The organism is Rhodopseudomonas palustris HaA2 (genome assembly GCF_000013365.1).
Taxonomy (GTDB): domain Bacteria; phylum Pseudomonadota; class Alphaproteobacteria; order Rhizobiales; family Xanthobacteraceae; genus Rhodopseudomonas; species Rhodopseudomonas palustris_J.
Window position 1 is genome coordinate 876,491 of record NC_007778.1, and the last position, 20,676, is coordinate 897,166.

At 67.0% G+C, this 20,676-nt stretch carries 18 protein-coding genes and 1 riboswitch; of the genes, 9 read left to right on the plus strand and 9 right to left on the minus strand.

From position 1 onward, the window contains the following. Nucleotides 1-65 precede the first annotated feature (65 nt). The 4 genes from RPB_RS03980 (at nt 66) to RPB_RS24800 (ending at nt 5,799) form a co-directional block, all read left to right on the plus strand. Nucleotides 66-1,289, plus strand: a complete 1,224-nt coding sequence (locus RPB_RS03980) for an aspartate aminotransferase family protein (protein WP_011439683.1) — start codon at nt 66-68, stop codon at nt 1,287-1,289. Between the two features lie 59 nt (nt 1,290-1,348). Next, complete coding sequence (gene argF, locus RPB_RS03985) at nt 1,349-2,275, plus strand: ornithine carbamoyltransferase (RefSeq protein ID WP_041797926.1); 927 nt, start codon at nt 1,349-1,351, stop codon at nt 2,273-2,275. Nucleotides 2,276-2,485: 210 nt separating this feature from the next. After that, nucleotides 2,486-3,541: an Hsp33 family molecular chaperone gene (locus tag RPB_RS03990; protein ID WP_011439685.1), complete on the plus strand. Its 1,056-nt coding sequence runs from the start codon at nt 2,486-2,488 to the stop codon at nt 3,539-3,541. A 560-nt stretch (nt 3,542-4,101) separates the two neighbouring features. Further along, nucleotides 4,102-5,799, plus strand: a complete 1,698-nt coding sequence (locus RPB_RS24800; RefSeq protein ID WP_011439686.1) for a hypothetical protein — start codon at nt 4,102-4,104, stop codon at nt 5,797-5,799. A 152-nt stretch (nt 5,800-5,951) separates the two neighbouring features. Here the strand turns inward: RPB_RS24800 and apaG are convergent, their stop codons facing one another. Further along, the gene (gene apaG / locus RPB_RS04005) at nt 5,952-6,344 is read right to left on the minus strand and encodes a Co2+/Mg2+ efflux protein ApaG (protein WP_041797929.1); all 393 of its coding nucleotides are present in this window, start codon (nt 6,342-6,344) and stop codon (nt 5,952-5,954) included. Nucleotides 6,345-6,575: 231 nt separating this feature from the next. Between apaG and RPB_RS04010 the strand changes: the two genes are divergently transcribed. Genes RPB_RS04010 through RPB_RS04020 form a run of 3 tightly spaced genes read left to right on the plus strand, consistent with a single transcriptional unit; the run spans nt 6,576 to nt 9,573 of the window. Then, entirely contained in the window at nt 6,576-7,841 is a 1,266-nt protein-coding gene (locus tag RPB_RS04010) for an OpgC domain-containing protein (protein ID WP_011439688.1), read from the plus strand. After that, nucleotides 7,838-8,617, plus strand: coding sequence for a hypothetical protein (locus RPB_RS04015; protein WP_011439689.1), 780 nt, complete (start codon nt 7,838-7,840; stop codon nt 8,615-8,617). Before RPB_RS04010 ends, RPB_RS04015 begins: the two co-directional genes overlap by 4 nt. Then, nucleotides 8,617-9,573: an SGNH/GDSL hydrolase family protein gene (locus RPB_RS04020; protein WP_011439690.1), complete on the plus strand. Its 957-nt coding sequence runs from the start codon at nt 8,617-8,619 to the stop codon at nt 9,571-9,573. Before RPB_RS04015 ends, RPB_RS04020 begins: the two co-directional genes overlap by 1 nt. 322 nt (nt 9,574-9,895) lie before the next feature. Here RPB_RS04020 and RPB_RS04025 read toward each other — a convergent pair whose 3' ends face one another. Then, nucleotides 9,896-11,122 (minus strand): O-succinylhomoserine sulfhydrylase, encoded by a 1,227-nt coding sequence (locus tag RPB_RS04025; protein ID WP_011439691.1) that lies wholly within the window; start codon nt 11,120-11,122, stop codon nt 9,896-9,898. Between the two features lie 75 nt (nt 11,123-11,197). Continuing rightward, nucleotides 11,198-11,277: riboswitch (SAM riboswitch) on the minus strand. 109 nt (nt 11,278-11,386) lie between these two features. On the opposite strand from RPB_RS04025, the gene RPB_RS04030 reads away from it, so the two are divergent. Further along, the gene (locus RPB_RS04030; protein ID WP_011439692.1) at nt 11,387-12,493 is read left to right on the plus strand and encodes a 2'-deoxycytidine 5'-triphosphate deaminase; all 1,107 of its coding nucleotides are present in this window, start codon (nt 11,387-11,389) and stop codon (nt 12,491-12,493) included. On the opposite strand, the gene RPB_RS04035 is transcribed toward RPB_RS04030, so the two are convergent. The 4 genes from RPB_RS04035 to RPB_RS04050 all read right to left on the minus strand — a co-directional run bounded on the left by RPB_RS04035 (nt 12,483) and on the right by RPB_RS04050 (nt 17,141). Continuing rightward, entirely contained in the window at nt 12,483-12,992 is a 510-nt protein-coding gene (locus tag RPB_RS04035) for a hypothetical protein (RefSeq protein ID WP_157038772.1), read from the minus strand. The genes RPB_RS04030 and RPB_RS04035 overlap by 11 nt on opposite strands. 36 nt (nt 12,993-13,028) lie before the next feature. Continuing rightward, entirely contained in the window at nt 13,029-13,361 is a 333-nt protein-coding gene (locus tag RPB_RS04040) for a nucleotidyltransferase domain-containing protein (RefSeq protein WP_011439693.1), read from the minus strand. A gap of 52 nt (nt 13,362-13,413) precedes the next feature. Then, nucleotides 13,414-15,393, minus strand: coding sequence for a TIGR03768 family metallophosphoesterase (locus RPB_RS04045; protein ID WP_011439694.1), 1,980 nt, complete (start codon nt 15,391-15,393; stop codon nt 13,414-13,416). Between the two features lie 404 nt (nt 15,394-15,797). Further along, complete coding sequence (locus RPB_RS04050) at nt 15,798-17,141, minus strand: PQQ-dependent sugar dehydrogenase (protein WP_011439695.1); 1,344 nt, start codon at nt 17,139-17,141, stop codon at nt 15,798-15,800. A 265-nt stretch (nt 17,142-17,406) separates the two neighbouring features. Here RPB_RS04050 and RPB_RS04055 point away from each other — a divergent pair, with 265 nt between their 5' ends. Beyond that, nucleotides 17,407-18,861 (plus strand): MATE family efflux transporter, encoded by a 1,455-nt coding sequence (locus tag RPB_RS04055; RefSeq protein WP_011439696.1) that lies wholly within the window; start codon nt 17,407-17,409, stop codon nt 18,859-18,861. 7 nt (nt 18,862-18,868) lie between these two features. On the opposite strand, the gene RPB_RS04060 is transcribed toward RPB_RS04055, so the two are convergent. The 3 genes from RPB_RS04060 to RPB_RS04070 all read right to left on the minus strand — a co-directional run bounded on the left by RPB_RS04060 (nt 18,869) and on the right by RPB_RS04070 (nt 20,647). Next, nucleotides 18,869-19,273, minus strand: coding sequence for an SRPBCC family protein (locus tag RPB_RS04060; protein WP_011439697.1), 405 nt, complete (start codon nt 19,271-19,273; stop codon nt 18,869-18,871). A gap of 112 nt (nt 19,274-19,385) precedes the next feature. Continuing rightward, complete coding sequence (locus RPB_RS04065; protein WP_041797934.1) at nt 19,386-19,742, minus strand: VOC family protein; 357 nt, start codon at nt 19,740-19,742, stop codon at nt 19,386-19,388. 62 nt (nt 19,743-19,804) lie between these two features. Then, entirely contained in the window at nt 19,805-20,647 is an 843-nt protein-coding gene (locus RPB_RS04070; RefSeq protein WP_011439699.1) for a helix-turn-helix domain-containing protein, read from the minus strand. Nucleotides 20,648-20,676 lie beyond the last annotated feature (29 nt).

Here is a 20,676-nt window from a genome sequence, read left to right on the forward strand (position 1 = left end):
CACGTTGGACCGCGACCGCGCTGACGCGGCCGGGCCGGCGGCCCGTTTTTCCGATCGGATCGGCCATGTCGAGTGCTAAGTCGAGTGCAGCTACTACGTCCCATCTCCTGCCGGTGTTCGCGAGGGCGGATGTCGCCTTCGAGCGCGGCGAGGGTGCCTGGCTGATCTCGACCACCGGCGAGCGCTACCTCGATTTCACCAGCGGCGTCGCGGTCAATTCGCTCGGCCATTGCCATCCGCATCTGGTCGAAGCGTTGCAGCAGCAGGCGACCAAACTGTGGCACATGTCGAACCTGTTCAAGAGTCCGGACGGCGAGCGCCTCGCCGCGCGGCTGTGCGAGCAGAGCTTCGCCGATTTCGTGTTCTTCGCCAATTCCGGCGCGGAGGCGATGGAGTGCGCGCTGAAGATGACGCGGCACCACCATTTCTCCAAAGGCAATCCGGAGCGCACCCGGATCATCACCTTCGCGGGCGCGTTCCACGGCCGCACGCTCGGCACGCTCGCCGCCACCGGCTCGGCGAAGTATCTCGAAGGCTATGGCGAGCCGCTCGACGGCTTCGACCAAGTGCCGCTCGGCGATCTCGACGCGGTGAAGAAGGCGATCGGCCCGACCACCGCCGGCATCCTGATCGAGCCGCTGCAGGGCGAGGGCGGGGTCCGTTCGCCGGAGCCGGCGTTCTTCCGCGCGCTGCGCGATCTGTGCGACAGCAATGGCCTGCTGCTGATTTTCGACGAGGTACAGACCGGCATGGGCCGCACCGGCGAGCTGTTCGCTTACCAGCGGATCGGCGTGGCGCCCGATATCATGTCGCTGGCCAAGGCGCTCGGCGGCGGTTTCCCGATCGGCGCCTGCCTCGCCACCGCGGATGCCGCCGAGGGCATGGCGCCGGGTTCGCACGGCTCGACCTTCGGCGGCAATCCGCTCGCCGTCGCCGCCGCCAATGCGGTGCTCGACGTGATGCTGGAGCCCGGCTTCCTCGATCACGTCCGGCGGATGTCGCTGCTGTTGAAGCAGAAGCTCGCCGGCATCGTCGATCGCTATCCGCAGGTGCTGAGCGAGATCCGCGGCGAAGGGCTGCTGATCGGCCTCAAGGCGGTGGTGCCGTCGACCGATCTGGTCGCCGCCCTGCGCGACCAGAATTTGCTCACGGTCGGCGCCGGCGACAACGTCGTGCGGCTGCTGCCGCCGCTGATCGTCGACGAGGTGGAGATCGACGAGGCGGTGACGCGGCTCGAGCGCGCCTGCGGCGTGTTGTCCGGCCAGGCCGCGCAGCGGGAGGCGGTGTGATGAGCAGCGCTACCAATCGTGCGGTGAGTAGTTCCAAGAGTACGATCGAGAGTCCAGCGATGACCAGCGCCCCGAGGCATTTCCTCGATCTCACCGAGGTCCCGACCTCGGAGCTGCGCAATATGCTCGCCGCCGGCGTGGCGATGAAGGCGAAGCGCAAGGCCAATGCGGATGCCGACAAGCCGCTCGCCGGCAAGACGCTGGCGATGATCTTCGAGAAGCCCTCGACGCGCACCCGCGTCTCGTTCGACGTCGGCATGCGCCAGCTCGGCGGCGAGTCGATCATGCTGACCGGCGCCGAGATGCAGCTCGGCCGCGGCGAGACCATCGCCGACACCGCGCGGGTGCTGTCGCGCTTCGTCGACATCATCATGATCCGCATCCTCAATCACGACTCGCTGCTGGAGCTCGCCGCCAACGCTACCGTGCCGGTGATCAACGGGCTCACCCGCAAGTCGCATCCGTGCCAGGTGATGGCCGACGTGATGACGTTCGAGGAGCATCGCGGCCCGATCAAGGGCGCGACCGTGGCCTGGACCGGCGACGACAACAACGTGCTGGCGTCGTGGGCGCATGCCGCACAGCGGTTCGATTTCAGGCTCAACATCGCGACCCCGCCGCAGCTCGCGCCCAACAAGGCGATGCGCGACTGGATCAAGACCAGTGGTGCTGCGATCACGCTCGGCAGCGACGCCGAGGCGGCGGTCCGCGGCGCCGATTGCGTCGTCACCGACACCTGGGTGTCGATGGGCGACAAGGACGGCGAGCACCGCCACAATCTGCTGAAGCCGTTTCAGGTCAACGCCAAGCTGATGTCGCTCGCCCACAAGGACGCGATCTTCATGCACTGCCTGCCGGCGCATCGCGGCGAGGAGGTCACCGACGAGGTGATCGACGGCCCGCAATCGGTGGTGTTCGACGAAGCCGAAAACCGCCTGCACGCGCAGAAGGGCATCCTGGCCTGGTGCCTCGGCGCGGTGGCGTAGCGGTCATCGCGACACATTCGGCGTCATCCTGAGGTGCCCGCGCGAAGCGCGGGCCTCGAAGGATGCTGAGACAGGGTGGTGGCGACGCCGCCGCCCTTCGAGGCTCGCCGAAGTCGGCGAGCACCTCAGGGTGACGGCACTCCTCTTCCGGAACTGCATCCCTCGCATGAGGCCCTTCCGATTTCGTCCTCCGCCCCCAGATAGAGCGCCATGACCTCGCAATCGCAAAATCCCAAGACCTCCGAAGCGCCCCCGGTGCGCGCGCCCTCCGCAGTTCCGATCGACGACGCGGTGCTGCCTTTCGAAGTCGGCCCGCTCGATCTGCGCGGCCGGCTGACGCGGCTCGGCCCGGCGCTCGACGAGCTGCTGGAAAAGCACGCTTATCCCACGCCGGTCGCCAAACTGCTCGGCGAGGCGATCGTGCTGGCGACGCTGCTCGGCTCGGCGCTGAAATTCGACGGCCGCTTCATCCTGCAGACCCAGACCGACGGCCCGGTGTCGTTCCTGATCGTCGATTTCCAGGCGCCCGACCGGCTCCGCGCCTATGCGCGGTTCGACGCCGGCAAGCTCGTGCCCGGGCTGGATTCCGGTGCGCTGCTCGGCAAGGGGCATCTGGCGATGACGATCGACCAGGGCGCCGACATGCGCCGCTATCAGGGCCTGGTCGCGCTCGACGGCGGCGGGCTGGAAGAGGCCGCGCACGAATACTTCATGCGCTCCGAGCAGATCCCCACCAAGGTCCGGCTCGCGGTCGGCGAGGAGTGGCGCGGCGGCGAGGGCGGCCGGCACCACTGGCGCGCCGGCGGCATGCTGCTGCAATTCCTGCCGAAGGCGCCGGAGCGCGCGCGGCCGGCCGATCTGCATCCCGGCGACGCGCCGGACGGCGCCGAGGTCCACGCCGTCACCGAGGACGACGCCTGGGTCGAAGGCCAGTCGCTGATCGCCACCGTCGAGGACATCGAACTGATCGACCCGGATCTGTCCGGCGAGCGGCTGCTGTACCGGCTGTTCCACGAACGCGGCGTCCGCGTATTCTCGTCGCTGCCGTTGCGCGCGCAATGCTCCTGCTCGCGCACCGCCGTCTCCGGCATGCTGTCCCGCTTCTCGGCCCAGGACCGCGCCGACATGGTCAAGGACGGCAAGGTCGTGGTGACCTGTGAGTTCTGCAGCTCGGTCTACGAGTTCACGCCGGACGAGGCGGGGGTGGAAACGGGCGCCGGCGTCGCGGACGCAGAAACGACGAACGGCGCGGCGACGAACGAGTAGTTCACCCGTCGTCGAGAAATAACCCGTGTCCCGGACGCGATGCAGCACGCAGTGCTGCTTCGCAGATCCGGGACCCCGGTTTCTCTGTCCAACACGACATAGTTCGAAGCTGTCGGATGCATCCGAACCGGGGCCCCGGATCAGCAGCGCACCACGCCGCAAGCGCGGCGCGCTGCGCAGCGTCCGGGGCACGAAGTCTGCGCCCCTCAATACAGTCAGTTGTCGTTCGTCGGAGTCCGTAGGGTGGGCAAAGGCGCGCAAGCGCCGTGCCCACGCGTCGCCGGTGATGCTGTCGGGATGTCCGCATGGGCTTCGCTGCGCTCAGCGCCACCCTGCGGGCGACAGCGCGCACTCTGCGTTGGTCATTCCGGGGCGCGCGCAGCGCGAACCCGGAATCTCGAATCCCTGGAGCCTGTGATCGGCACGGCCGGCCGGAGATCGCAGTCGGCATCGCGATCGGACGTGTATCCCCATTCTCACCGCCTCTCCGCCCAAAGCCGCCTTGTCCTGCAACCTGAGCGTTAGCTACAGTTGCGGGACGCGTGATTGCGGGGCGGGCGATGGCGGATTCGAGTGAGGTCGGGGGAAGGGCAGTCAGTGGGCCGCCGGACCCAAACGACTTCGAAGCATTCACAAGCTGGCTGGTGCAGCAGCCGCGCACGTGGTCGGTTGTACTCGCCGCTCGGGCGGCGCTGCGCGTGCTTCCGCTTTCGCGAGTTCAGGACAGGCTTTCGGTCATCGTGCTGCCCGCGTTTCGTGCTACCGCGATTGCGCGGTTTGCCGCCAAATATCCAAACCGCGCAATCGGACAAGCCGCCGCCGACGCCCGCGCCTCCGCCTACGCCGCCACCGCCGCCACCGTCGACGCCGCCGACGCCGCCTACGGCTACGCCGCCGTCTCCGCCGTCTCCGCCGCCACCGCCGCCTCCGCCGACGCCGCCTACGCCGCCACCGTCGCCTACGCCGACGCCGCCTCCGCCACCGCTTACGCCTCCGCCTCCGCCTCCGCTACCGCTTACGCCGTCATCCAGGGCGATGCGCAGCGACTTCACGACGGGGCAATGACCCCAGAGCAACTGGCGTCTGCGTCCTTATGGATCGGTCTGCCTCCGCCAAGTATTGGAGGCGCTTGGCAGGGTCTGGCTGCGGAGCTCCGCGCGCTCGGTCCTCACTGGTCGGTCTGGATACACTGGTACGAGGATGTCCTCGCTGGATCGCCGCATGCTGGAACCAGCGAGGCCGAAGAAGCCGCTTTCACCGACCTCCCCGGCGAGCTGCCATGGGATGCCGGTGCGGAGGCGGTGAACACCGAGATCGCGCGGCGGTTGCGAGCTATCCGCGATGGAAAAACCCCATTGGGGAAGGATCCCGTTCAACCGCCCGATCCTGAGCCTCTTGAAACAATCCCGAGCCCGATCGCAATTGATCGCCGGGCGGATGGCCGCATCGGCGCCGATGCAGGCTTGTTTGCGCTGCCGACCCTGCCTCCGTCATCTGAGCCTTGCGACCATGCGAGGCTGTTGGAGGCTTGCCGCGCGCGAGCGGAGCAACTGCGAATTCAAGCTGTGGCCCCGACCTTTCAAGGCCGATCTGAATACGCCGAATTGCTCGCTGAATATCTCCAGTGGCTGCCGTCCGAAGCCGGCTCAGGAAACATCCTGCTCGCCGATGGCGAAGCGAGAGTCCTGAACAAGATGTTCGTGGCGGAACAGGATGTTCTGCCGACGGCCTTCGCAAGTCGTCTATCGACCTTCTTGGAAGACCATCTCGGCCTTCGTCCCTATTACCCGGAGCTCGAACGACACTACCACTCGATCAGGACAGGGCGCGTTGCGACGCCGCTTCCGCGCGACGCCGTGGAAAGTATCCGACAGATCATTCACCAGCATTCTCCGGCGGTGTTCGACGAGACTGTTGCACCTGTCATGGATGAGACGGCTAAGCCGTTACCCGCCGTGACGCCACTCCCTGCTGCGGACGCGCCGCCGCCTGATCCTACGCGTCCCAAGCCGCCCAGAGATCCGATTGCCGACGTCGATCCGGCAGCTTCACGCAACTTCACCTTCGCCAGCGCCGCGAACCGCATCTACACGATCCTGAAAAGCGGCAAAGATGTTGGAGACGGCGTGAAGGGCTGGAACGAAGTCTACGCGGCGTTCAAGGAGCGCATCCCGCCCTTGCTCAAATGGCTCCAGGAGAACTGGCCCGGCGGTGGTGCCGACGGCGGGCCGACTTTGCCGCCGACGATCGGAGTTTGAAGTGCGTAGTCCGTAGTCCGTAGGGTGGGCAGAGGCGCGCAAGCGCCGTGCCCACGCGTCGCCGGTGATGCTGTCGGGATGTCCGCGTGGGCTTCGCTCCGCTCAGCGCCACCCTGCGGGGCTGGAACCGCGGCTCGCGCCGACCCGCCCCCTCAATTCAACGTCCGTTTCCCTTCCGGGCTGTCCAGCGAGAACGCCGGGACGTCGATCTCGAATTTCTCGCCGCTTTCGCTTTCCATCTGGTAACGGCCGGCCATGAAGCCGGAGGCGGTGGGGAGGGGGACGCCGCTGGTGTATTCGAAGCGCTCGCCGGGGGCGAGCACCGGCTGTTCGCCGACCACGCCCTCGCCGCGGACCTCCTGGGTCCGGCCGGAGGCGTCGGTGATCACCCAATGCCGGGTCCGCAGTTTCACGGTCTCGTCGCCCGAATTGGTGATGACCACGGTGTAGGACCAGAAGAACTGCCGATTCTCCGCCGAGGAACGCTCCGGCAGATAGTTCGGCTCGACGGTCACCACGATCTGGCGGGTTATGGCGCGGTACATCGGTCTTGTTCCAACTTGCGTCGCAATCATATCGCAGATTTGCATCCCGAAACCAGCCGCTCGGAACGATTTTCAGGTGCTGCGGCCGATCCCGGGGGCCGCGGTTTCAACATAGTTGCTCCCTAGAGCACTTCCGGTTCAAAATCAGGGACGGAGCTCCGGATTCCTGATCCGAGAACATGTGCGCCATGGCGAGGATTCGCCGGTTCGGAAACCCCGGTTCGAAAACCCATGACTGCCGTCGTCTCGTCCGTCGCCGAACAGACCGCAGGAGCGCCGCCGGGAGGCTTGCCGCCGACGGACGCTGCCGCGCTGTCGTCGCCGCCGCTGCAGCCGGAGCTGCGCAAGCCGGCGCCGAAGCGGGAATTGCGGCTCGATCTGTTCCGCGGCCTGGCGCTGTGGCTGATCTTCATCGATCATCTGCCGGCCAATGTGCTGACCTGGCTGACGATCCGGAACTACGGCTTTTCCGACGCCACCGAGATCTTCATCTTCATTTCCGGCTACACCGCCGCTTTCGTCTACGGACGGGCGATGCGCGATCAGGGCGTGGTGGTGGCGTCGGCGCGGATCATGAAGCGGGTCTGGCAGATCTATGTCGCCCACGTGTTTCTGTTCACGATCTTCCTCGCCGAGATCTCCTACGTCGCCACCAGCTTCCAGAACCCGCTCTACACCGAGGAAATGGGCATCCTGGATTTCCTCAAACAGCCCGACGTCACCATCGTGCAGGCGCTGCTGCTGCGGTTTCGCCCGGTCAATATGGACGTGCTGCCGCTGTACATCGTGCTGATGTTCTTCCTGCCGCCGATCCTGTGGACGATGCGGCGCTCGCCCGATCTGGCGCTGGCGCTGTCGACCGCGCTCTATGTCGCGACCTGGCAGTTCGACCTGCACCTCACCGCCTATCCGAGCGGCGTCTGGGCGTTCAATCCCTACGCATGGCAGTTGCTGTTCGTGTTCGGCGCCTGGTGCGCGATGGGCGGCGCGCAGCGGCTGTCGCGGGTGCTGGCGTCGAACATCACGCTGGGGTTGTCGGTGGCCTATCTGCTGGCGGCGTTCTTCATCGTGCTGACCTGGCACATGCCGCAGCTCTATCACATCCTGCCGAAATGGCTCGAGCAGTGGATGTACCCGATCGACAAGCCCAATCTCGACGTGCTGCGGTTCGCCCACTTCCTGGCGCTGGCGGCGATCACCGTGCGGTTTCTGCCCCGCGACTGGCCCGGCCTCAATTCGGTCTGGCTGCGGCCGATGGTGCTGTGCGGCCAGCATTCGCTGGAAATCTTCTGCCTCGGCATCTTCCTTGCATTCGCGGGCTACTTCATATTGGCCGAGATCTCCGGCGGAGCGGTGATGCATTTCTTCGTCAGTCTGGCCGGCGTCGTTATCATGTCCGCCTCGGCATGGCTGCTTTCGTGGTACAAGAACGCGGTGGCGAAGGGCGGCAATCAGAAAACAAGCCCGGATGCCGACCTCGCAGGGGGGGATGCATGAGGGCGGGCGGAATGGCCGGCTTGGGATGGATGCTGGGCTTGGCCCTGCTCGGCGCGCTCGCGGCGCCGGCCGGCGCTGCGGCCGAGACGTCCCCGCAGGGCTGCGACGCGCCCGCCTATCTGCTGTCCACCGACATCACCCTCGGCCGGGTCGCTGCCGCGCTCCGGACCGACCGCAAGCTCGACATCCTGGTGGTCGGCAGCCGCTCCTCCAGCATCGGCTCGGCCGAGAGCACCGCCTATCCGGCCCGGCTGCAGAGCCTGCTGCGCGACCGGCTGCCGGGCATCGCCGTCAGCGTCACGTTCGAGATGCGGGTCAAGCGCACCGCCGCCGAGGTGGCGCCCGGGCTCGGCCAGCTCGTCGCCGAGCGCAAACCCGCGTTGCTGATCTGGCAGACCGGCACTTACGATGCGATCCGTTCGATCGACGCCGACGACTTCCGCCGCGGGCTCAGCGAGGGCATCGAAGCCGTGCAGAAGGCCGGCGCCGACGTCGTCCTGATGAATTTGCAATACAGCCCCCGGATTGAAACCATGATCAATCCGGCGCCCTATCTGGATAATATGCGGGCCGTGGCGCAGGAGCACGACGTGCCGCTGTTCGACCGCTTCGCGCTGATGCGGCACTGGAACGAGACCGGAGAATTCGACCTGTTCAGTCCCTCGCCCGGAATCGACCTGGCCATGCGGGTGCATAATTGCCTCGCGCGGGCGCTGTCGGCCTTCGTCATCGATGCGGCGAAGATCAATCCATCGGAGCTGAGGACGTTGCGTTAATGAAGAGTCGAAGGTCCGCGGAGTTCGCCGCCATTGCGGTCGCGGCGGCGTTGCTACTCGGTGTCACGGTGTCCGGCGCGTCCGCGCAGCCCGCCCCGACGCCGTCCGATCCACCGCCGGCCGCGGCCGCCGAGCCGCCGCCCTCCGGGCGCGACGCTGCCCAGAGGGGCATCGCCGGCCAGACCATCGACCGGGTCAGGCAGGCGGCCAAGACGGCCGGCGACGTGCTGACGCGGGTGCCCTGCCTGGCGCCGAAGGGCGGCGGCAAGTCGATGGGCTCGCTGCCCCACGTCGCCCGCAAGCTGATCGCCGGCCAGCCGGTGGTGATTGTGGCGTTCGGCTCGTCCTCGACCCAGGGCTACGGCTCGAGTTCGCCGGCGCACAACTATCCGAACCGTCTGGCCGAGCGCCTGCGCCGCCACTATCCGGGCGCCGACATCAGCGTCATCAACAGCGGCAAGGGCGGCGAGGACGCCCCCGAAATGATGGCGCGGCTGAAGGCCACCGTGCTGGACGCCAAGCCCGACCTGGTGATCTGGCAGGTCGGCACCAACGCCATCCTGCGCAATCTCGATCCGACCGAGACCGGCCGGCTGGTCGAGGAGGGCATCGCCGCGATCCAGGCGGCGGGTTCGGACGTGGTGCTGGTCGATCCGCAATATGCGCCGCGCGTCAACGAGCGCGCCGAGAGCGCCGGCAAGATGATCGCGGCACTCGGCCGGCTCGCCGAGCTGCGCCGCGTCGCGATCTTCCCGCGCTTTCAGGTGATGAAGGAGTGGCATGAACGCCAGGCGCTGCCGTTCGAGGATTTCGTCATCGACGACGGGCTGCACATGAACGATTGGGGCTACGCCTGCTTCGCGCAGCTGCTCGCCGACGACATCGTCCGCTCGGTCGGCCAGATCAAGCTCGGCGTCACCGTCCCGGCGGATGTGCGCGCCTACCGGCCGATGTGAGCGTGGTGGACAGAGCGAGCGGCCATCCTTCGAGGCGCGCAAGGGCGCGCACCCCGGATCAAGTCCGGGGCAGGCTCTCAGGATGACGGCGGCGCGTGCGGCCCCTGCGAACTGACTCGCTAAGTCATCACCGTCATCCTGAGGTGACCGTTGGTCCGCGCATAGCGCGGGCGAACGGGCCTCGAAGGATGGGCCGCAGGTACTGGTTGCTCATCCTTCGAGGCGCGCAAGAGCGCGCACCTCAGGATGACGTGGGTACCCGTCGCCGCGTCCAGGATGGCGGCGCGCTGCGCAGCATCCGGGGCACGAAACTCGCGCGGCGCTACACCTTCTCCAGCGCCGCGACGATGTCCTCGATCAGGTCGTCCTTGTGCTCGAGGCCGACCGAATAGCGGATGAAGCCTTCGCTGATGCCGAGTTCGGCGCGCGCTTCCGGCTTCAGCCGCTGATGGGTCGTCGTCGCCGGATGCGTGACCAGGCTCTTGGCGTCGCCGAGATTGTTGCTGATCCGGATCAGCTTCAGCGCGTTGAGGAAGCGGAACGCTTCCGCCTTGCCGCCCGCGACCTCGAAGCCGATCAGCGTCGAGCCGGCGCCCATCTGCTTCTTGACCGTGGCGGCCTGCGGATGGTCGGCGCGGCCGGGATAGACCAGCCGCGGGATCTTCGGATGGCCGGCCAGCGCATCGGCAATCGCCGCCGCCGTCTCAGTCTGGGCGCGAACCCGGACCGCCAGCGTCTCCAGCCCCTTCAGCAGTACCCAGGCGTTGAACGGCGACAGCGACGGCCCGGTCTGGCGCAGATACATCTGGATGTGCTCCTCGATGAACGCCTGCGTCGACAGCACCACGCCGCCGAGGCAGCGGCCCTGGCCGTCGATATGCTTGGTGGCGGAGTACACCACGACGTCGGCGCCGAGCGCGAGCGGGCTCTGCCAGATCGGCGTCGCGAACACGTTGTCGACGACGAGCCGCGCGCCGCCGGCATGCGCGATCTCGGCGATCGCGCCGATGTCGAGCACGTCGAGCGTCGGATTGGTCGGGCTTTCGAGGAAGCAGGTCCTGGTGTTCGGGCGCAGCGCCTTCTGCCACTGGTCGAGATCGAGGCCGTCGACCAGCGTCGATTCGATGCCGTAGCGCGGCAGCAGATCCTCGACCACGTAGCGGCACGAGCCGAACATCGCCTTCGAGGCCACGACGTGATCGCCGGCGCGCAGCGGCGCCAGCATCGCGGCGGTCACCGCGGCCATGCCGGTGGCGGTGGCGCGCGCCGCCTCGGCGCCCTCGAATTCCGCCATCCGCTGCTCGAAGCTGAACACCGTCGGATTGGAGAACCGCGAATATTGGAAGCCGGCGTCGTCGCCGGTGAAGCGCGCCTCGCATTGCTCGGCGCTGTCGTAGACGAAGCCCTGGGTCAGAAACAGCGCCTCGGAGGTCTCGCCATATTGCGAGCGCAGGCTGCCGGAATGCACCAGCCGGGTTTCGCGGCGGAAATGCGCGGTGTCGGGGATGGCGATGGAGGGCTTCGGATTGGGCGTATTGGTCTCGGACATGTGGTCTCCATTCGTGACCACACCTGGCGATGCGGGCACAAAAAAACCGGCCTGGAAAAATTTCCACAAGCCGGGATCACATTGTCCCCGGCCTGTTTAGCGACTTGTTTAACGTGGCTGCAAGCCGGCCGGCTCAAATCACCACGGGATAAGTCGGGCTCTTAATCCTCCGTGGACTTCCCGTCAAGCCGGCCATCGGATAACCGATGAAATCCAGTATTTTCCGCGTCTGGCGGCCGTGCGGCCGCCGTGAGGATCGCCGCCGTGCCGTTCGCGTTGCCGCCCGATGCCGATGGGATTCTGCCCGACCGCATGATCGCGGCGATGGCCGAGGCCGGGCTGATCCTGCCGGAATATCCGTTCGTCGAGAGCCAGATCCAGCCGGCCAGCCTCGATCTGCGGCTCGGCGGCATCGCCTATCGGGTCCGCGCCAGCTTCCTGCCGGGGCCGGACTGCACGGTGGCCGAGCGCATCGACGAGCTGAAGCTGCACGAGATCGACCTGTCGGACGGCGCGGTGCTGGAGACCAATTGCGTCTACATCGTGCCGCTGCTGGAGAGCCTGGCGCTGCCGAAGAGCATCGTCGCCGCCGCCAATCCGAAGAGCTCGACCGGGCGGCTCGACGTCTTCACCCGGGTGATCGCCGACGGCACCCGGCGCTTCGACATGATCGGCGCCGGCTATCACGGCCCGCTTTACGCCGAGATCAGCCCGAAGACCTTCCCGGTGCTGCTGCGCGAGGGCTCGCGGCTGTCTCAAGTCCGCTTCCGCGTCGGGCAGGCCACGCTCGACGCCGACGAACTCGACGCGTTGCACGATGTCGAGCGACTGGTCGACAGCGACGACGCCGATCTCAATGGCGGCGTCGCGCTCAGCGTCGATCTGTCCGGCGCCAACGCCAATGGCTTCGTCGGCTATCGCGCCAAGCGCCACACCGGCGTGGTCGATATCGACCGCCGCGGCGGCTATGCGGTCGGCGAATTCTGGGAACCGATCGCCGCACGTCCCGACGGCACGCTGATCCTCGACCCCGGCGAGTTCTACATCCTGGCCTCCAAGGAAGCCGTCCAGGTGCCGCCGGACTACGCCGCCGAGATGGTGCCGTTCGATCCCTTGGTCGGCGAATTCCGCGTGCATTATGCCGGCTTCTTCGATCCCGGCTTCGGCTACGAGGGCGCCGGCGGCCGCGGCTCGCGCGCGGTGCTGGAAGTGCGCTCGCGCGAAGTGCCGTTCATCCTCGAACACGGCCAGATCGTCGGCCGCCTGATCTACGAAAAAATGCTGTCCCGCCCCGACGCGCTATACGGCCAGCGCATCGGCTCGAACTATCAGGGCCAGAGCCTGAAGCTGAGCAAGCATTTCAAGGTGTAGCGCCGTTGCTCTGCTCAGCCTGCCTGCGGTGGGCCTCGACATGGCGTTTGATCGACGCGATCAGGCTTGAGGCATCTGCGTCAAGGACATGCAACTGGGGCAGTTGCTTATATCCAGTGATCACGTAGCGGAATTCGTAGCTTGTGGCGAAGGGATCTAAAAGTTCGACGAGCTGGTCGGTGCACGCCTCCTGAACTGGATGAAGTTTCAGGCCCTGCTTAAGGCACTCTTTCCAAAGTTCGCTCAATTGGTGACCGTACTTCCTCGACGACAGCTGTTTCCCATCGAAGTCTTTTGTTCGAAGGAAGCTCTTCAGCGCAAGCTCCATCGCGTGTGAGTATAAATAGTATATCGGCATGTCAAACCTGAGCTTGAGATACTCTAACTCAGTGCCGGTCTTTAAGTACTGGGCTGATTTCAAAAATGATTCAGCAGATAGCAAAATGGCAATAGGAGGAGATCTATCGATGCCCTCGTCGATCTGCGATTGAACGCTCAACACTGTATCTCCTGTCGAAGTCGCTTTGACTAAGCCCTAATAGATAACCCGGCCATCGTGTGCGATCTGGTGACTTATGCTGCCTCGATCATGTCTTGCGGCCTCGAACCGGCTTCGCCGGATCGGCACGATCTGGATCGGCAGGCCGAGGTCCGAAATCGGTTCCCACAGTGAGGCCGGCGTGAAGACGCCGGGCGCGATATCGTCATTCAGGATCACGCAAAGGTCGAAATCGCTGTCCTCCGTGTGGTCGCCGCGGGCGCGGCTGCCGAACAGGATGATTTCCTCGACCGGCGCCGCGGTCACGAGTCGCCGCACGGCTTCGCGAAGCCGAACGTCGTCTGCAATATCGGCGACCGCATCGTGCATGGCCCGAGTATAGTCCGAACCGGTGAGGAAATCATCCGGTCCGTGATCGCGACTACTTCCGCATCGCCACCCTCCGCTCCAGCACCTCGACCATCCGCGGGCTGAGCTGCTTCAGCAGTGCGACATTGCTCGACGCATGATACTGGACCGGCTTGTCCGCGCTTCTCAGATCGACGAACCGGATCGACGGATCGGTGGCTTTGGGATCGTCGCTCTGCGGCCGCGTCGGGTCCATGCTCGGCACCGGAATCTTGCCGCCGGCGGTCGCGTAGTTCGGGCTGTTGGGCCGCAGGTCGTTCTGGATGATCTGCTGGGTGGCGATGGCGTATTTGCGCGATTGCGCCGCCGGCGTGCCGTCGGCGACGGCGATATCGACATTCATCGCCTCGATCGACACCGTGTCGTCCGCGTTGAGCCTGATCTCGAAAGTCCGGAATTGCTGCGGAAAGTCGCGCAGCGAGCAGGTCTCGACCTGCCAGAAGCCCTGCTCCGGCCGGTCCGGGTCGGCGGAGGGGAACGCCTTCACCACATTCAAATGGCGATGCCCGGCGATCCACATCAGCAGGTTCGGCGCAGCCTGCAGCGTCGTCACCAGGCCGGCGAGGTCGACGGCGTTGGCAAAATCAGGCGCCGCATTGGCGTCGCCCAGCCACCATTCCATTTCGGAGCCGATCGGCGACACCCCGATCGGAATGTGGTTGGCGATGATCATCAGCTGATCGTCGGCCTGGCCGCGCGCCAGCTCGGCCTTCAGCCAGTCCCAGCGCCTGGCATCGAGAAAGCCGTGGCCGTGGATGTCGCGCGAGCCGTCCTGTTCGGACTGGGTGACGTCGAGCACGATCACCTTCAGCGGCAGGTTGGATTTCGGTACGAAGCTGTAGCAGGCGAAGCCGTCGCCGGCGCCGTCGATCAGATCGAAGCCGTGCCCCTTCGGACGCGTCGTGGTGTTGCGGAATTCGGCGAGCCATTCGGCGCGCGCCAGCGGACGGCGGCCGGGATCGGCGGCGATCTGCGGCGGCTTGCCGGCGAAGGCCGGATCGTCGGCGCGGCCGGTATGAATGATCGCGCCATACGGGCTCGCGCCGTCGATCACTCCCGGATAGTACGCCGGCGTGGCCTTGAGGCCGCGATAGTCGAACAGCGCCGGGAAGCCTTCGCGATTGGGCTTCAGCACGTCGCCGACCGCCCAGATCCTGTCGGCCGTGTAGGACTGCCGTAGCCCGATCGTCGGATCGGCATCGACCGGAAACGAGCCGATCATGAAATGATCGTGGTTGCCGAGGACCTGATACCAGGGCAGATCCGCGGCGAGACCGGCGGCCTGAAACGGCATCTGGAAGTCGACGCTGTCGCGGCCGCGATGGTCGCCGGAGCTCGGCGTGATCGGCTGGCCGTCGAGCACGTCGATGTACCAGCGCACTTCATTGTAGGACGTGCTGTTGCAGGCGTCGCCGAGCGCGATGCCGAAATCGAACGGGTCGCGGCTGTGCAGGTCGTTGACCGTCTGCACCGCTGCGTCCAGCACCTGCGTCGTGTACGGCATCACCGGCGAATAGATCGAGGTGTTGTTCACCGCCGCGGGCTCGGTCTGCTGGAATCCGATCAGCTGGTTGGGCGCTTCCTTGTCGGTGATGTGCACGTCGGTGAACGCGAAGAACCGGATCAGTCGCTTGCTCTCGCCGCCCACCGGCTTTTCGTAGCCGGCTCGCATCAGGTCGGTGCGCGTCACGATCGGCAGGCCGGAGCCGAGCGTCCATTCGCCGTAGCCGAAATCCTTGTAGCGCGCGACCTGATGCAGCGCGGTCTTCGCCAGGCCGGGCTCGATCGTCGCCGGGAAGGCCAGCATCTGCGTCACGGTCGTTTCGGCCGGCGTCGCGATCGGGTAGCGTCGAAGGTCGCGGCCCCATGCCGGTGCGCCGAGCGACGATCCGAGGGACAGCGCGCCGATGAAGGCCGCGGATGATTGCAGAAACGCCCGGCGAGTGGACAGCAGCCCGCTCGACGGCGCAGGTGACGGAAGGTGATGAGTCATGGGACAGGCCCTCTTGCGCGGCCATCCAGAGCGACGCGACGGCGTCGCGTCATGTCATCCTGCGTGCGAACGCATCGATGCCATCGGCCGTTCGAACAGCAGCTTGTAGCGGGCACAGGTTAATGGGCTGCGAAGTGCAAGATCGCCAAGTCGTATTGGTATTTTCGAAGCGGCCAAGTCACCGCGCGAGATGCGACTGGTACTTGTTCGCGAGAATCAATCGACGGAATGGATGACAAGAAGTGTGCAGCAAGAGCGATTGAATCACTCCGTCATGGCCGGGCTCGTCCCGGCCATCCAAGTCTGCTGCTCGCACTGTAACACGTGGATGCCCGGCACGCGGCCGGGCATGACGCGATGCGAGACGTTGCATCGAGGAACGAACGGCGAAAGCGTCGGGCGCGCTACCGCGCCGCTTGCTCGCGCCCCGCCGGCGTGACGCGCCACACCGATTTTCCGACGTCGTCGGCGACCAGCAAGGCGCCGCGTCCGTCGATCGCAACGCCGACCGGACGGCCCTGCGCCTCGTCCTTGTCGTTGAGGAAGCGGGTGAGGACGTCACGCGGCGGGCCCGACGGCTTGCCGCCCTGGAACGGCACGTAGATCACCTTGTAGCCGGAATGCGGCTTGCGGTTCCACGAGCCGTGCTGGCCGACGAAGGCGCCGCCTTTCATCTCGGCCGGGAAAAGATCGCCGGTGTTGAAGGCGAGGCCGAGCGAGGCGGTGTGGTTGCCGAGCGCGTAGTCCGGCACGATCGCCTTCGCCACCAGGTCCGGCCGCGGCGGCTCGACGCGGGTGTCGACGTTCTGGCCGTAATAGCTGTAGGGCCAGCCGTAGAAGCCGCCGTCCTGCACCGAGGTCATGTAGTCCGGCACCAGATCGCTGCCGATCTCGTCGCGCTCGTTGACGACGACCCACAGCGCGCCGGTCTCGGGCTCCCAGGCCGGGCCGTTCGGATTGCGCAGGCCGGAGGCGAACAGCCGCGTCGCGCCGGTGGCGCGGTCGACTTCGAGGATCGCGGCGCGGTTGACCTCCTCGTCCATGCCGTGCTCGGCGGCGTTGCTGTTGGAGCCGGAGGTCGCGTACAGCTTAGCGCCGTCGCGGCTGGCGATCAGGTCCTTGGTCCAGTGATGGTTGCGCGGCCCCGCCGGCAGATCGGCGAGCTTTTCGCCCTTGGCGGTGATCCGCGTGTCGCCGGGGTTGTAGGGGAAGCGCATGATCGCGTCGGTGTTGGCGACGTAGAGGTCGTTGCCGACCAGCGCCATGCCGAACGGCGAATTCAGCCCGTCGAGGAAAGTGGAGCGGACTTCCGCCACGCCGTCGCCGTCGGCGTCGCGCAGCAGCGTGATGCGGTTGGCGCTCGGGGTCTTGGCGCCGGCCTGTCCCATCACGAATTCGGCCGCCATCCGCTTCAGGCCCTTGCCCTGCTCGGGCCGCTCCGGCGCGTTGGTCTCGGCCACCAGCACGTCGCCATTCGGCGCCACATGCAGGGTGCGCGGATGATCCAGCCCGGTGGCGAAGGCGGTCACCGCCATGCCCTCGGCGGGCTTCGGCTTGGCGCCCTGCGGCCATCCCACCGCCTTGGCGATGTTGACGGTCGGCAGCAGATTGTTGGCCGGCTCGGCCAGCTTCGGCGTCGGGCCGTAATCCTCGCCCTGGGTGAAATTGGCCTGGTCACCGCAGGCCGCCAGCGGCAGCGCCATGGCGGCGCAGAATGCGAGGCGGCTGGTTGTGAAGGATCGGCGCATCGAGACTCTCCGCTTGCAGAAGCCAATGCCAATCCAATCGACCAGACGCGGTTGGGTTCGGCGGGACGCCCGGAAAATCATCTGATACGGCCGGGCGTGATGTCGCAGCCGCGACACCGCAACGCCGCCGTCGCACCGAGCCGCCCAGGCGCCGTGCCAAGCGCCTGTGCCAAGGGCCCCATGCGTTGCGCGGGCATCGCTTTGCCGCGGAACGATGATAGGAACGGATCGAGGCCGGCAGATCAGATCGGGCCCGGGGGGAACCATGTCCGACATCGCCGTCGCCGAACTGCCGCCGGTGCAGGGCGACCCGCCGCCGCGGCGCGACGCCGAACCGCCGCTGCCGCCGCCCAATCCGCTGCTCGACGGCGCCATCCTGCCGACGCTGTTGCGGCTGTCCTGGCCGAATGTGGTGGCGCTGACCGCCGGCACCTGCGTGGTGGTCGCCGAGACCTCCTATATCGGCCGGCTCGGCACCGAGGCGCTGGCGGCGATGGCGCTGGTGTTTCCGTTCGTGATCCTGACCATGACGATGTCCGGCGGCGCGATGGGTGGCGGCGTCGCCTCGGCGGTGTCGCGCGCGCTCGGTTCCGGCGACAGCGACCGCGCCGCCACGCTGGCGATGCATGCGCTGCTGATCGGGCTGTGCTTCGGCCTGGTGTTCACGGTGGGGATGCTGACATTCGGCGATACAGCGCTGGCGCTGCTCGGCGGCCGCGGCAATGTGCTGGCGCAGGCGGTGAGCTACGCCCACATCTTCTTCGCCGGCGCGGTGGTGCCGTGGCTGATGAACACCTTCGCGGCGATCCTGCGCGGCACCGGCAACATGAAGCTGCCGTCGCTGATGATCCTGACGGCGGCCGGGCTGCAGATCGTGCTCGGCGGCGTGCTCGGCCTCGGCTTCGGGCCGGTCCCGCGTTTCGGCATGCCGGGCGTCGCCGCCGGCACGCTGACGGCGTTCTCGGTCGGCGCCGGGGTGATGGCCTGGTACATCTTCTCCGGCCGCGCCGGCGTGACGCCGAAATTCAAGGGGCTGCGGATCCAGCGCGCGATGTTCTTCGACATTCTCAAGGTCGGCGCGGTGGCCTGCTTCACGCCGCTGCAGTCGGTGCTGACGATCACCATCTTCACCCACATGCTGGCGCGCTTCGGCACCGAGATCCTCGCCGGCTACGGCATCGGCGCGCGGCTGGAATTCATGCTGACCTCGATCGCCTTCGCGGTCGGCATCGCCTCGGTGCCGATGATCGGCATGGCGATCGGCGCCGGCCGGGTGGCGCGCGCGCGGCGGATCGCCTGGACCGCGGCGCTGGTGTCGTTTCTCTGCGTCGGCGTGGTCGGCAGCGCGGTCGCCTTCTTCCCGCATCTGTGGGTCGATCTGTTCACCAGCGACCCGGGCGTCAAGCTCGCCGGCGAGCGCTATCTGCGGGCGGCGGGGCCGATGTACGCCTTCATCGGCCTGTCGATCTCGTTGTATTTCTCGGCGCAGGGCGCCGCGCGGGTGCTGGGGCCGGTGCTGGCGCAGACCGGGCGGCTGATCTTCGTCGTCCTCGGCGGCTGGCTGCTCATCGCCCACAACGGCAGCGTCGGCCATTTCTTCGCGCTCGCCGCCGCCTCGATGGGCGTGCTCGGCCTCGCCACCGCGCTCGCCGTGCTGCTGACGCGCTGGTCGCCGAAGCAGGTCGCGGTGACGGACGCGGGATCACCGCCGCCGGGCTGACGCGCGATCAGCCGTCGCTGCGCTCCAGCGTCGTCCGCATCGCCGCGACGCCGAGCTGCATTTGCGCGGCGATCATCGGGGCGATCGCATCCGGCAGCAGATCGACGGTCCAGTCGATCCGGCAGCGCCGATCGTCGTTCTCGGTCACCACGAACTGGCCCTGATAATGTGCGACGCGCTCGTTCGGCGAAATCGCATAGACCAGCCGGTGGCGTGAATCGTCGCAATCGACCAGCGTTTCGCGCACGATCGTGCCGCTCGCGAAGGTCACGATGCGGCCGTCGCCGTCGAGCCGGCAGTCGGCGACGAAGCCCGGCGCTACCCGCAGATGCACGCGGCCGAAGTCGCGGATCGCGTCCCAGACCTCGGCGACGGAGGCGGTGATGGTCAGGCTTTGGTGGATCGAGGCCATCGGAGACTCCTCTGAAAATTCACGACTATCAACCACGCCGTCATGGCCGGGCTCGTCCCGGCCATCCACGTCTTTCGCCCGGTGTTCGTCGGACGCAGCGGATTCCGACGGACTAGCTGATCACCGCCTCGATATTGTTGCCGTCGGGATCGATCAGGAACGCGGCGAAGTAGTTGGGGCCGTAATCCGGGCGCGGGCCGGCGCCGCCATTGTCGCGGCCGCCGGCCTCGAGGCCTGCGGCATGGAAGCGACGGATCGCGTCGTGATCAGGCGCGCGCAGCGCGACATGCGCGCTGCTTTTGGCCGCGTCGCTCCGGCTCAGCCATAGCGCCGGCGCGCCGTCGGGGCCGAAACCGGCGCCGTCGCCGTCGCGCGAGCACAGCTCGTAGCCGAGCGGTCGCAGCGCCGCGGTGTAGAAGCGCACGGCGACGTCGAGATCGCCGACTTTCAGGCCGATATGATCGTACATCGGTTGGGACATGGATGCTCTCCTGGGCGGGCGCGACCGGCGCGCGACGGAGAGGATCCTATTCAGACGGCTCCCAACCGTTCTTGGACAAAATTGCGGTCCTGCCGCGACGCCTTGCGGAACGCCCGCGGCGACAGGCCCGCGGCGCGGCGGAACGAGCGGATGAAATTCGACAGATCGGCGAAGCCGACCTCATAGGCGATATCGGTGATCGGGCCGTCATCGGCCGCCAGCAATCGCGCGGCGCGGCGCAGCCGCGAACGCACCAGGTATTGGTGCGGCGTGACGCCGAGTACGGCCGAGAACAGCCGCAGGAAATGAAACGGGCTGAGGCCGGCCCGGGCGGCGGCGGCTTCGAGGTCGATCGCCTCCGTGCATTGCGCCTCGATCCACAGCGCGGTCTCGACCACGCGGCGGCGGTCGCGTGCCCGCAGCGGCGGCGGCTGATACGCGCGGCCGCCGCCGATCGTCGCGAACCGCTGCGCCAGCACCTGGCCGATCTCGTCGAGGCCGAGATCGTTGCGGCCCTCGGCGGCGGCCTGCGCCTGCTCGCCGAGCACCATCAGCTCGGCCCGCGGTGGCACGGCGCCGCTCCTCCACAACGTGTCGTCATCGCCGAGCGTCGCGGCGAGCTCCGGCGTCAGGGCGAAGGACAGGCATTCGTCGCCGCAGGCGTGGTGCTCATGGCTGCAGACGTAGTCGTCGCCGGGGCGGCCGATCATGACGGCGCCTGCGACCAGCTCGTAGGTCCTGCCGCGGGTGGTGCAGCCGAAACTGCCGCGGCGCACGTAGGAGATCGAATGCGCGACGTGGCATTCGGCGAACGGGACGTCGTCCGGTCCGGCGCTGCAGCGGAAATCCGAGACGGTGATCGTGCCTCGATGCAGGACTGTGCTGGCGGTCATGGGGGGAGGCTAGGGCAATTCCGGTCGTG

Bases quoted from the DNA above. Each gene is read 5' to 3' on its own strand.
- RPB_RS04065 (WP_041797934.1), bottom strand. From the start codon at position 19,742: ATGTACGATCATATCGGCCTGAAAGTCGGCGATCTCGACGTCGCCGTG.
- argF (WP_041797926.1), top strand. From the start codon at position 1,349: ATGACCAGCGCCCCGAGGCATTTCCTCGATCTCACCGAGGTCCCGACC.
- RPB_RS03990 (WP_011439685.1), top strand. From the start codon at position 2,486: ATGACCTCGCAATCGCAAAATCCCAAGACCTCCGAAGCGCCCCCGGTG.
- RPB_RS04060 (WP_011439697.1), bottom strand. From the start codon at position 19,273: ATGGCCTCGATCCACCAAAGCCTGACCATCACCGCCTCCGTCGCCGAG.
- RPB_RS04020 (WP_011439690.1), top strand. From the start codon at position 8,617: ATGAAGAGTCGAAGGTCCGCGGAGTTCGCCGCCATTGCGGTCGCGGCG.
- RPB_RS04010 (WP_011439688.1), top strand. From the start codon at position 6,576: ATGACTGCCGTCGTCTCGTCCGTCGCCGAACAGACCGCAGGAGCGCCG.
- apaG (WP_041797929.1), bottom strand. From the start codon at position 6,344: ATGTACCGCGCCATAACCCGCCAGATCGTGGTGACCGTCGAGCCGAAC.
- RPB_RS04050 (WP_011439695.1), bottom strand. From the start codon at position 17,141: ATGCGCCGATCCTTCACAACCAGCCGCCTCGCATTCTGCGCCGCCATG.
- RPB_RS04025 (WP_011439691.1), bottom strand. From the start codon at position 11,122: ATGTCCGAGACCAATACGCCCAATCCGAAGCCCTCCATCGCCATCCCC.
- RPB_RS24800 (WP_011439686.1), top strand. From the start codon at position 4,102: ATGGCGGATTCGAGTGAGGTCGGGGGAAGGGCAGTCAGTGGGCCGCCG.
- RPB_RS04070 (WP_011439699.1), bottom strand. From the start codon at position 20,647: ATGACCGCCAGCACAGTCCTGCATCGAGGCACGATCACCGTCTCGGAT.
- RPB_RS04045 (WP_011439694.1), bottom strand. From the start codon at position 15,393: ATGACTCATCACCTTCCGTCACCTGCGCCGTCGAGCGGGCTGCTGTCC.
- RPB_RS03980 (WP_011439683.1), top strand. From the start codon at position 66: ATGTCGAGTGCTAAGTCGAGTGCAGCTACTACGTCCCATCTCCTGCCG.
- RPB_RS04040 (WP_011439693.1), bottom strand. From the start codon at position 13,361: ATGCACGATGCGGTCGCCGATATTGCAGACGACGTTCGGCTTCGCGAA.
- RPB_RS04055 (WP_011439696.1), top strand. From the start codon at position 17,407: ATGTCCGACATCGCCGTCGCCGAACTGCCGCCGGTGCAGGGCGACCCG.
- RPB_RS04015 (WP_011439689.1), top strand. From the start codon at position 7,838: ATGAGGGCGGGCGGAATGGCCGGCTTGGGATGGATGCTGGGCTTGGCC.